Here is a 12,754-nt window from a genome sequence, read left to right on the forward strand (position 1 = left end):
TAGTTTTTTATGTTTTTATAAGTCCTGCTCGTTTTAAAAGAGCGTCTGTTTTTGGTTTGCTTCCGCGAAAGCGAACATATAATTCCATAGGGTCTTCTGTTCCTCCCATGGAAAGTACATTGTCTTTAAAAAGATCTGCAACCTCTCTATTGAAAATTCCCTTTTGTTTGAAAAATTCAAAAGCATCGGCATCTAAAACCTCAGCCCATTTGTAACTGTAATATCCCGCACTATATCCTCCTTGAAAAATGTGGCTGAATGCTGTGCTCATGCAACTGCTAGGTACGTCGGGATATAAATCTGTTTTCTCAAAAGTGGTGCGCTCATGATCCTTAACATCTTCTATCTGTGATGGATCAATACCGTGCCAGCTAATATCTAATAATCCAAAACTGAGTTGTCGCATGGTTTGCATACCTTCTAAAAAGGTAGCTGCAGCTTTGATTTTTTCAATATACTCTTGTGGTATGACCTCGTTAGTTTCAAAGTGCCTTGCAAATAGTTCTAGTGCTTCTTTTTCATAACACCAGTTTTCAAGAACTTGACTAGGTAATTCTACAAAATCCCAATGCACCGATGTTCCTGAAAGGCTACGGTATGTAGTGTTTGCAAGCATACCGTGTAGGGCATGACCAAACTCATGAAATAAAGTTGTTACCTCATTAAAAGTAAGTAAAGATGGTTTTGTACTAGTAGGTTTTGTGAAATTGCACACAATTGAAACATGTGGTCTACTATCATGTCCATCTTCTTTCCATTGACTTTTGAAACTAGTCATCCACGCTCCATTACGCTTTCCTTTTCTTGGAAAAAAGTCTGCATAGAATATGGAGTTCAATGATTTGTCCTCATTATAAACTTCATAAATCATTACATCTTTATGATAGCTGTCAATTTCTGTATTTTTCTTGAAAGTCAGTCCGAACAATTTGTTGGCAATTTCAAAAGCACCGTTTATTACATTTTCTAATTTAAAGTAAGGTTTAAGCAACTCATCATCAAGTTCAAATCGTTGTTGCTTTAACTTTTCACTGTAGTAAGCGCTATCCCATTTTTGCAATTGATCAATCGGGAAATCCTTATGATTTTGGGCAAACCTCTGTAATTCATCAAACTCACTTTGAGCGGCAGGTTGTGCTTTTTCAAGTAATTCATTTAAAAAGTCGTTAACCTGTTCTGGAGAACCGGCCATGCGTTCTTCTAAAATAAAATGAGCGTGACTATCGTACCCTAATAATTGAGCTCTTTCAAACCTTAGTTGCGCAATTTGCAGTACATTTTTTTGATTATCATGATCATCTTTAAAGGCTCGTGAACCAAAGGCAAGTGACATTTCCTTTCGCAATTCTCTGTCATCTGCGTAAGTCATTAAAGGAATGTAACTAGGATAGTCTAGTGTGAAAATATAACCTTCTTTATCACGACTGGTAGCTGCTTCTTTGGCAGCTTCTAGAGCACTTTCTGGTAGGCCAGATAATTTTGATTCATCTGTAATATGCATTTCAAATGCATTTGTTGCTGCCAGCACATTTTCACCAAATTGTAGACTTAACTGCGCTAGCTGTGTATCAATTTCTCGTAATCGTTCTTTCTGTTTATCATCAAGCAAGGCGCCATTACGTGAAAATCGTTTATACTTTTTATCAAGAAGAGTAAGTTGTTCTGGATTTAAATCAAGCTGATCACGTTTATTATACACATGCTTTACACGTTCAAATAGATCTAAATTTAAGGTAACATCATTGCTGAATTTACTTAACTGTGGACTTACCTCACGAGCGATTCTTTGAATTTCATCGTTGGTTTCGGCACTATTAAGATTAAAGAAAATACTTGATATTCTGCCTAATTTTTCGCCAGCCTTATCTAGAGCTTCAATCGTATTTTCAAATGAAGGCTCCTCTTTATTACTCGTAATAAGAGTAATTTCTTCTTGTGCTATTTTTATCGCTTTCGCGAAAGCGTCCTCATACAAATCCTCTGTGATAATTGAAAAAGGAGCTGTATTGAATGGTGTATTAAATTGTTGTAATAACGGATTATCACTTGTTTTCATATTGTAAAATTACTTATCAGTAGTCCAAAAATGGACTATAATATTGTTAAACTTTTGATTAATATAGTTAAACAAAAAATATCCCCAACCCATTAAAACTACCATTAGAGTTCCATGAATGATCCCCAAATAGTTGTATTCCCAGTTGTGATACTGTCGATTTATTATAAATGACATGATGAAATGAATTCCACCAGCGGTCATTAATTGCCATTTAATCCATTTGGGTTGAAATCCAGCATAGACTAACCAAATAAGGGTTATAGAGATGATTAAAATGGAAATTACTTTATAAGTTTTAGTCATATTTCATCTCACTAGCAGCACGATGAACTTTTTCTTTAAGACCTTCTTTGTAGGTTATAATTCGGTCTCTAACATCGTCTTGTGTAGCACCTATTATTTGAGCCGCAAGAATTCCAGCATTTTTTGCGCCATTCAATGCTACTGTAGCTACAGGAACACCACCTGGCATTTGTAAAATAGATAAAACACTATCCCATCCATCAATAGAATTACTTGATTTCACAGGAACACCAATAACTGGTAAAGGAGACAGACTGGCTACCATGCCCGGTAAATGAGCAGCACCACCAGCGCCAGCAATTATTACTGCTATGCCATTCTCGTGTGCAGTGGTTCCAAATTGGAACATTTTTTCAGGCGTGCGGTGTGCACTCACAACATCTACTTCAATTTCAATATTAAGTTCTTTAAGAACATCTATGGCGTCTTGCATCACAGGTAAATCACTTGTAGATCCCATGATAATAGCTACTTTTTTATTCATGCTATAAAGGTACAAAACACCCTATAAAAAGAGAGAGACAACTGCTAGACATTTTTGCAATGATATCGTGATACTTTCGACATAATACTTAACAGTCTTGCAACATATTCTGGCATGTTATTGGTATAATTTTGAATTATAAATAAATAGTAATGATTAAGAGAATAGTTATTTTAGTTACCGTACTAGGTTTTTTGTCTTGTAAAAATGAAGAAGCAAAAGTGGCAATGAATGATACTACTGCTTCCACAACCGAGCAAGAAACAACTTATAAAGTTTCTAAGACTAATGAAGAATGGAAACAAATTCTATCACCACAAGAGTACAATGTGTTACGCGAGGCTGGTACCGAAAGACCTTTTACCAGTCCTTTAAATAAACAATATAAACCAGGAACCTTAATTTGCGCAGCATGCTACGCACCTGTTTATAATAATGAGCACAAATTTGATTCTGGTACAGGATGGCCTAGTTATGATAGAGCTATTGATGGTCAGGTTGAAAGGGATACTGATTATAAAATTGGGTATGCAAGAACCGAGTTAAAATGTGCAACTTGCGGCAGTCATCTAGGTCATGAGTTTAATGACGGCCCTAGAAGAACAACTGGAAAAAGACATTGTATTAATGGTGTGGCATTGAATTTTATTCCTGAAGGTGAATCCTTACCAGAACTACGTAAATAATTGTTTATGAAAAAGACCGAAGCAGAGTGGAAGGAAGAGCTTACACCGGAGCAGTATTATATTCTACGAGAAAAAGGTACTGAAAGGCCCTTTAGTGGTGAATATAATACGCATTTTGAAAAAGGAATGTATGTATGCGCAGCTTGCAATAATCCTTTATTTAAATCAGAGACAAAATTTGATTCTGGTTGTGGTTGGCCTTCTTTTGATGGAGAAATTCCTGGTGCTATTGAACGTAAATTAGATAAATCACATGGGATGATACGTACGGAAATCCTTTGCTCTAATTGCGGTGGGCATTTGGGTCATGTATTTAATGATGGGCCTACAGCTAGTGGTATAAGACATTGTGTAAACAGTATTTCAATTGATTTTAAATCAAGTCAATAACTTGTTAAATAGCAAGTGTTACTCATAATAAGTATCGGCATTTTATGACAGCTTTTGAGTTTTAAGTATATTTACCTAGACTCAATTCACTTTTATGACATCCTTACTGCTGCTGGCTATTTTTGTATTTGTTGTTTGTATGTATTTGTTTTGGCTTACAACTCACAAGCATTTCATAAAAATGTATGGAGAAACTTATTTCAAGCAAACCACCTCAAAGTTATATTATTGGCAAGGAGCAATATCTTTTGGTATAGGAGGCGCATTACTTGTTGTCTATATAGTAAAGTATTTTAATTGGATGAATTAGTGATAAAGCTATTCTATAAATTTTTCATTTCGCTTTTTTTATCAATATCACTTTTCTGTAGTTTGTCTTTTATTTCCATTATTGATAATATTTCGACACTATGGAGTAATGAAAGTTCGTTTGAAATAGATATAGGTTTGCCTCTTACCTATTATCATGAATTTTTAGATGGTCAGGCTAACCTTCATAATTCTTGATTACTGGATTTCTTAATTATTGATTTATAACTATGTACGCTTATAATGTCATTAATACATTTTAGTTAAGCATAAGCTAAATCAAAAATTAAAGGCTCATAAATCGAATTAAAAATTCAGAATGTTCTTTTCACCATGTATAGGAAACTCCATTTTCATCAAAATTGAGTTTGCTTGAGGGAAACATCTTATTTAATAAATTACTCGATAGCAATTCTTGTCTTGTATGTTTGTCAATGGAACCTTTATGAATTGTTACCAGTTCATTTGCTAGATGAAGTGCCATTTCTAATTCATGAGTACAAAAAATTATACCTTTTTTATTAGAGAGACAAACTTCTTTAAGTTGGTGCAACAAATCAATTTTAAAGTTAAGATCTAGATGACTAGTAGGCTCGTCCATCAGAATAAAATCAGTATCCTGTACTAGTGCTCTCGCAATTAGAACTCGCTGTAATTGCCCGTCACTTAAACTGTGTAATCTACGATCCAATAAAGTTGAAATTTGAAAATCAGTACTTATTTTTTGTATAATTTCATTATCTGCTTCACTTATATTGGCCATAAAATTACTGTAGGGTATTCTACTAAGCTCCAGAAGTTCTTTTACTGTAAGATGGTGACTAAATTCTCTTTGTGTAAGTACAACAGCTACTTTTCTAGACCATTCAACATCGCTGTAATTTTGTCTTAATTTATTGTCTAGAATTACGTTCCCTGAAATCTTATGGTTACCATACGCCAAAGCTCGTAAAAACGTTGATTTCCCCATCCCGTTACCACCTATGATTGCTGTTAGATTCGCTTTCGCGAAAGCGAAATCACCAACCGTGCGAGCAACTTCACAAGAACCGTATCCTATATGTAAATCCTGTGCTACTAACATTAAAAGTGAAGTTTACGTTTTCTTACAATTAACCAAATTACAACAGGAGCACCGATAAGTGATGTGACGGCATTTATGGGTAGGGATTTACTACTGAAAGGCAATTGAGCTATTATATCACAAAATAGAAGTAGGGCAGATCCTAATAAAACAGCTGTAGGAAATAAGGATTTATGATTAACACTGGGTAACATCATCCTAGTAAGATGCGGAACAGCAAGCCCTATGAAGGCGATGGGTCCGGCATAGGCTGTAATGGATCCAGCTAAAACACTTGTAAGTATGATAATGATCCACTTAGTCAATTTGATATTAATTCCTAAACTTAGAGCATATTGTTCACCTAGTAATAATGCATTAAGTGATTTAATGAGGTATGTGATTACCACCATACCTATAAGTAGTATACTTGCCAGAATAAGTATTGAAATCCATGATACGTTACTCAAACTACCTAGAGACCAAAAAACATACCTCTGTAATTCTGTACTGGCGCTGAAGTAACTCAGGATTCCAACTATAGCGCTACTTAAGCTACCAACCATAAGTCCAATTATGAGTAGACCCATGGTGTCCCTTAATCTAAATGAAATAAGAAGTATCAATACTAAAACAACCACGCTACCTAAGATACTTGATAAAACTAAACTACTTTGACTTGCTGCTTGAAAACCCAGCCAACTAGCGCCCAGTACCGTAAAAGCAACACCTAATCCTGCACCACTTGAGATACCCAAAACAAAGGGACCTGCTAATGGATTCCTGAATAAAGTTTGCATTAATATACCTGATATTGCTAGGAATGCACCGGCAATTATTGCCATAACAGCTCGTGGTGCTCGTATGTTAGTAACTATGTAGGTAATGGTAGGTTGGTCTTGAAGTGCTTTTTCACTAAAAAAGGAGTCCCATACTTGATGGGGTTTGATGAAAACAGTGCCCAAACAAACATCAAGTACAAATAGAAATACTATTCCTATTAATAATGATATGATAAGCGTGTTAACTTTCATTTAGAACCTATGGTAAAAGTGTACTAAAAAAATAAGGCTGATAGTCTTTAAGCAAGTCACGGTCGTGCGTGAGATAAATAATGTCTTTAAGCACTAAATCTGGTCGCATACTAGCTTCTTCATAATAAATAAATCCGCCTGTAGAGCCTCTCTTCAATGCAAAGGTATATAGTTTTTTTTGCTGAAAGGCCTTAAACTGTCCATAGGCTTGATTATCTGCAAGCATGTTTGAATAGGTCGTATAACTTCCAGGAGCGATCCAATAATCTGCCTTTTGAGCATCTTTAAGAACTTGTTCAATATTATAGGCTAGTGATCCTTTGCCAGATGTGTTTTCATAAATGTAATTACAGCCGGCATCAGCTAGAATTAATCCTTGCCAGGAATCACCATAGGGTAAATACCACACATCTTTCCAGGTTGCACCTGCAATTACAGTAGGTTTTGGCAGGTCAACTACTAACTCTTTTGCTTGTAAATAATCATTCTTAATTTTATTAAATATGGAGTCAGCTTGTTTTTGTTTACCAAATAGCAGTCCGTAAAGCTTAATCCACTCGGCTCTTCCCAATGGATGCTTTTCAACCCAAGCACCACTAAATAATACTGGAATACCAGCTTTTTGAATGTTGTTGTATGTTGGATTTTCTCCTTCAACACCATACCCTATGACCACATCCGGTTGTGTGAGTATGACACTTTCCACATCTAGTCTTTCGTTGATTCCAACATCTTGTATATTTCCTGTTTCTATTAAATTTCTTATTGTACTATTACTTATGTAATCAGTTTCAGGAAATCCAACTAAACTTTTTTCCACACCTAACAGGTCCAAGGGTGGTAAGTGAGTAGTAGATGTTGCAATTATTCGTTTTACAGGTACTTGTATGATAGTGCCAGCATCAGGTTCAGGAATTAATTCTCTTTTCTGGCTAGAAGCAGGAATAAGTTTATAAGTGTAATCCTTTGTTGCATCTGGCCAAGGTTTTTTTACAGTAACGTAAATTCCTGTTTCTGTATTTTGAACAGTAAGTCCGGTTGCATAATCAAACGTTATATCACTTTTGGTTTCTGGAGTTTCAACCAATGTTTGATCTCTATTTTGCTTACAACTACCTATTAAAATCGCTATAAACCCTATGTATAAAAACTGTTTCATCATTGTGAGCGTAAAAATAACTTTATTAGATTACTTTTGCCGTGTATTGAAGGTTTCATTAAGTAATGATAATTATGCTTTCCTCGCATTTGCCTTTATGGCAAGCTTCGGTCGCGAAAACGTAATTACCATATACTAATGAATTAAAAGGGAATCTAGTGTAATTCTAGAACTGTTCCCGCAACTGTAAACAACATTACTCGCAAGAGATGTTTCGATTATAGCCACTGGTTTATCTGGGAAGGCAGAAACATGTTGAAGTCAGGAGACCTGCCTCTAATACCAAATAATGTTAACCTTCGGGATAAAGGTGGCAGGTATCTCATCAAATGCTTTCGGGCATTTGTGATCTCTGTGCTTTTACCTGAAAACTAAAAGTAATGCACAAAGCACTGAGAATACTACTATTCATTTGTTTTACCTGGACGATCTACGGTCAACAACAGCCTGCGGAACTTGATACTATTGTATTAAGTGCAGACAGGCTACTAGTGCCTTTTTCCAAAACCCAAACAACAACCACTCTTACAGATAGTATAAGCAAGAGACAGTCTGCTCTATTAACTGATTTATTAAGGTTTAATTCAACCATTTTCTTCAAAGAAAATAGTCGTGGTGGCGTTTCGTCTCCTTCTTTTAGAGGAACAACAGCGCAGCAAACAGCAATAATATGGAACGGAATAAATATTAACTCACAGCTTAATGGTCAAACTGATTTTAATACTTTAAATACAAGAAACTTTGAAGAAATTACGGTTAGGTATGGTGGCGGAAGTGTAATTTATGGAAGCGGCGCAATAGGAGGAACCATTCACTTGAATGATAAAATTGAATTTAAAAATCAGTTTTCAAACGAGCTTTTTGGTAATATAGGAAGTTTCAATACACAGGATTATGGTTATAAAACTTCTTTTGCTAATTCCAAACTTTATGCTGGTATAGCTGTTTCACGTCAAAGTTCAGACAATGATTACACCTATGATTTCAGAGGTCAGGAACGAACTAATTTGAATGGGCAGTTCGACAACTTTTCCGTAAATTCTCAATTGGGATATAAGCTCAATAATTATCACACCTTTAAGTATTACAATTATTTTTTTGATGGTTCTAGGAATTTTTCTTTAATCAATCCTAGTGAAATTCCATCTAAGTATGAAGATTACAACACAAGAAATCTTCTTGAATGGGAATTTAAAAAGAAGGCTGTTACCTCAGTTTTAAGAGCAGCTTATTTAACTGAACGCTACAGGTTTTATGGAAATGTTGATCGAGATTCCTACAGCTCGGGTAATTCTCAATCATGGATAGGAAATTATCAGTTCAACCTAAAAATTAATACTAATACGCAAGCACGATTTGTAGCTGACTTGAATCATACCTCAGGAGCTGGTAGCAATCTTGAAAATAGAGATAGAACTATAGGTTCATTTAGTTTTCTTTTAAATCAAAGGCTCAATAAATGGTATTATGAAATAGGTAGTCGTTTAGAAACTACAAAGGATTATGATAGCCCTTTATTATTCAATGTAGGAATAAGTTATAGGTTATTTGATTTTTATACAATAAATATAAACGGATCACGCAATTATAGAATTCCTACGTTTAATGATTTGTATTGGATAGGAGCTGGGAATAGTGAATTAAATCCTGAACAATCTTATCAATTAGAAATGGGTCATTCTTTTGATTTTGAGAACAGTAATTTTAAAATCACCGGATTCTACTATGATATTAGTGATATGATTAGATGGGTACCCAATTCTAGCGCTATATGGAGACCTATTAATACAGATCAGGTAGTTTCCTATGGTCTAGAATTTCAGGCTAACTACATAACAAGATGGAATAACATTAATTTTAAATTAAACGGTAATTACACTTACACTAACTCAACCAACCGACTTACTGACAAACAATTAATTTATGTGCCCTATCATAAAGCCACTAATTCAATTCACATAAATTTCAAACCAAGTGCCAATAAATTACATGAAATAAGCACCTATGTTCAAACCATGTACGTTGGTGAAGTATTCTTTCAGTCAGATAATAATCCTGAAGCTGTACTGGATTCTTATTTGGTATCAAATCTTGGTATGGAGTTTTTACCTAAGAAGAACTGGACTATAGGTTTACGAGTTCTCAATCTTTTTAATGTTAATTATCAATCGGTTAATAACAGGTTTATGCCTGGAATTAATTATAACTTTTATTTAAATCTAAATTTCTAAACATGAACAGAATTTTAAAATTTCCTCTTTACTTAATGGCTATTGCTATTTTATTCACATCTTGTAGTGAAGACGATGATGTAAACGGTACAGCACCTAGAGGAGAATACGATGGTGGTTATTTTATACTACATGAAGGTGGTGGACCATTAAGCCCTTTTACTTATGTAGATGATAATGGTACCGTAGATACAAATGCATTTGAAACTGCAAACCCTACTGAACTACCTTTTGGTGGATTCAATCAAGATATGTTTTTTAGCGATGATAGAGCGTTCGTTATTTCAGGTCAGTCTAGTAGTGTTACAGTTTTAGACAGATTCTCTTTATCCTTAATAAATACTGTAGACACGGATTTTGAAAATCCTAGATATGGTGTGGTAGTAGGTAATAAAGCTTTTGTTACAAATTCAGGCGATTTTATGTCAACTGCTGATGATTTTGTTACAGTTATTGACCTTAATGATTATAGCACCTCAACTATAGTGGTTGGAGATGTTGTCAATAGAATTTATGCTGCAAATAACAATGTTTATGTATTGAATGGATCATTTGGAAGTGGTAATGCAATAACAGTTATCAATCCTGATTCTGAGTCAATTATCGGCACCATTGACCTTGGAGCTGGTAACTCGCCAGAGACTGCAGTTTTAAACGCTAATTCTTTATACGTTCTTGCTAACAATGGTGGTGCAACAGGTAGTGTAATTGAAATAAATATAGGTACTAATGCTATCGTGAATACAGTAAGTTTACCAGCATCTTTAACAACGCCTAAGCACATTTCTATCGATGGAGCAACAACCTATTTTACAAACGGCACAGCGGTTTATGGCTACGCAACAAATAATCCTCAAATATCAACTACACCAGTTTTAGAGTATAATTCAAGTTCTTCATTTGGTGCCATGTATGGATTTACCGTGAAAGATGGTATTATTTACATTGCTGATGCAGGAGACTTTGTTTCCAATGGTCAGGCATTTGAATATGATTTGAATGGTAACCTTATGACAACCATTTCAACCGGTGTTGCACCCAATGGATTTTTCTTTAATGATTAATGTCAAAATAGTTTCAGTATTAAAAAAGGCTTTTCTTAATCGAAAAGCCTTTTTTATTGATATTATTCCTTGAAAAGTCTGGCCTTCTGCATGACTGTAATAGGGTAGGCGCTTACCTCAAAACCTTCGGCTTCGCCTGCCAGCTCTTTACTCTCTAATGGACTAAAGCTTATAAGAAACTCAATGTACTTTTCATTAAAAATTAATGTTGATGTTAATAAATTACCAGCCACTTCATAGGTACTGAATAAGGTGTTTTCACTATAAGCTGTTGGTAATATTATTCCATTATTTTCATCTAGCTCAAATAAATTAGGATTATTCGTTTTTAATAAGGAGTAAGGTCTTTCTGATCTTTCTTCTCCATAAAATATTTTATAATCATATTTCAATGAATCTTGAGTAGCAAGAAGATGTAATTCCATAGGAATTGAATTTAACCCGTTACTTGTGGTAATATTCAATTTTCCTTTATAAATACCTGTATAATCTTCGGGAAATAGTAATAAATCTGAGTTCGTTTTAACATTTTGTTCAGCTTTTGAGGTGGTCAAAACGTCAGTTTCTCCATTATTGGTTTCATTTTTACAAGATATTAGAGTAAAAACAAGTAGTAAAATTGAAATATATTTCTTCATGATTTTAATAAATATAAGGACTTAATAATAGAATGGTCTAAAATTAGAAAATCCCGAGCAGAAGAATACTGCTCAGGACTTTCACTAACCAACCAAAAAACTTTATGAAAATTACTCTTAATAACCTTCGCCTATTTATATGCAACTGCTGTGCCAAACACAACCTTTCATCTAAAAAGGCGTGCAAAAATACAGCGAGTATCTGCTTCAAACAAAATGATAAATGTTAAAATTTTATCTAGTCAAATTTATAACCATTTTTTGAATTTAAAAAATACTATTAATCCTACAAACATTACCGCACAGATTATCCAAAAATACATGTATCCGTGTTGCCATGTAAGCTCGGGAATATGCTCAAAGTTCATCCCGTAAATTCCTGCTAGAAAAGTCATTGGTATAAATATGCTACTTATTATAGTCAATACCTGCATGATTTGATTCATCTTATGACTTACGCTAGATAAATACATATCTTTTAATCCTGTATTTATTTCTCTGTAGGATTCTATAGTCTCAATAATTTGTATGCAATGATCGTAGGCATCTTGAAAATAAGCTTTTGTCTGTGGTTGTAAAAACCTAGATTCTTCTTTTAAAAGCCTGCTTATTGATTCTCTTAATGGATAAACCGAACGTCGTAAATTAATAAGTACACGTTTGTTATTTTGTACTTTATTTAGAGATTCTTTTTCTGGGTCATTGAATATTTCATCCTCTAGAACGTCTAGATAATCTCCTATTTTTTCTATAGCAATAAAATAATGGTCCAGCACACTGTCTATAAGTGCATAGAATAGATAGTCACTGTCTGATGTTCTTATTCTTCCATGATTATTTTCTATCCTACTGCGCACACTCCCAAAAACATCACCAGTTTGTTCTTGAAATGTTACAACTTCATGTTCATTTAAGATTATACTAACTTGTTCTTGTTCAATATCATGATCTTTTTCATCGTAAGAGATCATTTTAATACATTGAAAAACGTAATTGGGATAGAACTCTGTTTTAGGGCGTTGTGTAGTATTAGCTACATCTTCTAGTAATAAAGGATGAATATCAAATCGTTTCCCTATTTTCTTAAGTTTTTCTATATCGTGAATTCCGTCCAGATTGTACCATTTTACATAATCATTGGGTAAACTATACACAATTTTATCATGCTTTTCATAATGCTCTGGACCGTAAGCTATAGTTTCAGTTATTACTTCACCTTCACGATGAACTCCTACGTAAGATATAGTTCCTGGTGGTGTAAATACTGTTTGTGAAGTTTTAGGCGCTGCCTTTCTTTTAATTCTTAGTTTATTGATGATTTTTTTAGGCATAGC

General features: G+C 34.3%; 12 protein-coding genes and 1 riboswitch. Of the genes, 4 read left to right on the top strand and 8 right to left on the bottom strand.

Going from position 1 to position 12,754, the window contains the following annotated elements; all coding sequences use genetic code 11:
* Positions 1 to 7: 7 nt before the first annotated feature.
* Genes BST91_RS04375 through purE form a run of 3 tightly spaced genes read right to left on the bottom strand, consistent with a single transcriptional unit; the run spans position 8 to position 2,846 of the window.
* Positions 8 to 2,056, bottom strand: a complete 2,049-nt coding sequence (locus BST91_RS04375; RefSeq protein ID WP_085774599.1) for a M3 family metallopeptidase — start codon at positions 2,054 to 2,056, stop codon at positions 8 to 10.
* A 9-nt stretch (positions 2,057 to 2,065) separates the two neighbouring features.
* Positions 2,066 to 2,362 carry a hypothetical protein gene (locus BST91_RS04380; RefSeq protein ID WP_085774600.1) on the bottom strand — a complete coding sequence of 99 codons (297 nt, stop codon included), beginning with the start codon at positions 2,360 to 2,362 and terminating at the stop codon, positions 2,066 to 2,068.
* Positions 2,355 to 2,846 carry a 5-(carboxyamino)imidazole ribonucleotide mutase gene (gene purE / locus BST91_RS04385; RefSeq protein WP_085774601.1) on the bottom strand — a complete coding sequence of 164 codons (492 nt, stop codon included), beginning with the start codon at positions 2,844 to 2,846 and terminating at the stop codon, positions 2,355 to 2,357. Before purE ends, BST91_RS04380 begins: the two co-directional genes overlap by 8 nt.
* 152 nt (positions 2,847 to 2,998) lie before the next feature.
* Between purE and msrB (BST91_RS04390) the strand changes: the two genes are divergently transcribed.
* Entirely contained in the window at positions 2,999 to 3,532 is a 534-nt protein-coding gene (gene msrB / locus BST91_RS04390; RefSeq protein WP_085774602.1) for a peptide-methionine (R)-S-oxide reductase MsrB, read from the top strand.
* Positions 3,533 to 3,538: 6 nt separating this feature from the next.
* Complete coding sequence (gene msrB, locus BST91_RS04395; RefSeq protein WP_060522598.1) at positions 3,539 to 3,922, top strand: peptide-methionine (R)-S-oxide reductase MsrB; 384 nt, start codon at positions 3,539 to 3,541, stop codon at positions 3,920 to 3,922.
* Positions 3,923 to 4,559: 637 nt separating this feature from the next.
* Here the strand turns inward: msrB (BST91_RS04395) and BST91_RS04405 are convergent.
* From BST91_RS04405 to BST91_RS04415, 3 genes are read right to left on the bottom strand one after another with little or no spacing between them, the layout of a single operon-like run.
* On the bottom strand, positions 4,560 to 5,315 hold the full coding sequence (locus BST91_RS04405) for an ABC transporter ATP-binding protein (RefSeq protein ID WP_085774603.1): 756 nt from the start codon (positions 5,313 to 5,315) through the stop codon (positions 4,560 to 4,562).
* Complete coding sequence (locus BST91_RS04410) at positions 5,315 to 6,328, bottom strand: iron ABC transporter permease (RefSeq protein ID WP_085774604.1); 1,014 nt, start codon at positions 6,326 to 6,328, stop codon at positions 5,315 to 5,317. The genes BST91_RS04405 and BST91_RS04410 overlap by 1 nt, the downstream gene beginning before the upstream one ends.
* Positions 6,329 to 6,335: 7 nt before the next feature.
* Positions 6,336 to 7,487 (bottom strand): ABC transporter substrate-binding protein, encoded by a 1,152-nt coding sequence (locus BST91_RS04415; protein ID WP_085774605.1) that lies wholly within the window; start codon positions 7,485 to 7,487, stop codon positions 6,336 to 6,338.
* Positions 7,488 to 7,572: 85 nt separating this feature from the next.
* Positions 7,573 to 7,779, top strand: a riboswitch (cobalamin riboswitch).
* A gap of 88 nt (positions 7,780 to 7,867) precedes the next feature.
* Between BST91_RS04415 and BST91_RS04420 the strand changes: the two genes are divergently transcribed.
* Together BST91_RS04420 and BST91_RS04425 are read left to right on the top strand one after the other, a co-directional pair.
* Positions 7,868 to 9,718 carry a TonB-dependent receptor plug domain-containing protein gene (locus BST91_RS04420; RefSeq protein WP_085774606.1) on the top strand — a complete coding sequence of 617 codons (1,851 nt, stop codon included), beginning with the start codon at positions 7,868 to 7,870 and terminating at the stop codon, positions 9,716 to 9,718.
* A gap of 2 nt (positions 9,719 to 9,720) precedes the next feature.
* Complete coding sequence (locus BST91_RS04425; protein ID WP_085774607.1) at positions 9,721 to 10,782, top strand: YncE family protein; 1,062 nt, start codon at positions 9,721 to 9,723, stop codon at positions 10,780 to 10,782.
* Between the two features lie 62 nt (positions 10,783 to 10,844).
* Here the strand turns inward: BST91_RS04425 and BST91_RS04430 are convergent, their stop codons facing one another.
* Both BST91_RS04430 and corA read right to left on the bottom strand, forming a co-directional pair.
* The gene (locus BST91_RS04430) at positions 10,845 to 11,420 is read right to left on the bottom strand and encodes a hypothetical protein (RefSeq protein WP_085774608.1); all 576 of its coding nucleotides are present in this window, start codon (positions 11,418 to 11,420) and stop codon (positions 10,845 to 10,847) included.
* A 248-nt stretch (positions 11,421 to 11,668) separates the two neighbouring features.
* Positions 11,669 to 12,751: a magnesium/cobalt transporter CorA gene (corA, locus tag BST91_RS04435; protein WP_085774609.1), complete on the bottom strand. Its 1,083-nt coding sequence runs from the start codon at positions 12,749 to 12,751 to the stop codon at positions 11,669 to 11,671.
* Positions 12,752 to 12,754 lie beyond the last annotated feature (3 nt).

Source organism: Nonlabens tegetincola, from assembly GCF_002117085.1.
GTDB lineage: Bacteria > Bacteroidota > Bacteroidia > Flavobacteriales > Flavobacteriaceae > Nonlabens > Nonlabens tegetincola.

Bases quoted from the DNA above. Each gene is read 5' to 3' on its own strand.
- BST91_RS04415 (WP_085774605.1), bottom strand. From the start codon at position 7,487: ATGAAACAGTTTTTATACATAGGGTTTATAGCGATTTTAATAGGTAGT.
- msrB (WP_060522598.1), top strand. From the start codon at position 3,539: ATGAAAAAGACCGAAGCAGAGTGGAAGGAAGAGCTTACACCGGAGCAG.
- BST91_RS04420 (WP_085774606.1), top strand. From the start codon at position 7,868: ATGCACAAAGCACTGAGAATACTACTATTCATTTGTTTTACCTGGACG.
- BST91_RS04405 (WP_085774603.1), bottom strand. From the start codon at position 5,315: ATGTTAGTAGCACAGGATTTACATATAGGATACGGTTCTTGTGAAGTT.
- BST91_RS04375 (WP_085774599.1), bottom strand. From the start codon at position 2,056: ATGAAAACAAGTGATAATCCGTTATTACAACAATTTAATACACCATTC.
- BST91_RS04425 (WP_085774607.1), top strand. From the start codon at position 9,721: ATGAACAGAATTTTAAAATTTCCTCTTTACTTAATGGCTATTGCTATT.
- msrB (WP_085774602.1), top strand. From the start codon at position 2,999: ATGATTAAGAGAATAGTTATTTTAGTTACCGTACTAGGTTTTTTGTCT.
- purE (WP_085774601.1), bottom strand. From the start codon at position 2,846: ATGAATAAAAAAGTAGCTATTATCATGGGATCTACAAGTGATTTACCT.
- corA (WP_085774609.1), bottom strand. From the start codon at position 12,751: ATGCCTAAAAAAATCATCAATAAACTAAGAATTAAAAGAAAGGCAGCG.
- BST91_RS04380 (WP_085774600.1), bottom strand. From the start codon at position 2,362: ATGACTAAAACTTATAAAGTAATTTCCATTTTAATCATCTCTATAACC.
- BST91_RS04430 (WP_085774608.1), bottom strand. From the start codon at position 11,420: ATGAAGAAATATATTTCAATTTTACTACTTGTTTTTACTCTAATATCT.
- BST91_RS04410 (WP_085774604.1), bottom strand. From the start codon at position 6,328: ATGAAAGTTAACACGCTTATCATATCATTATTAATAGGAATAGTATTT.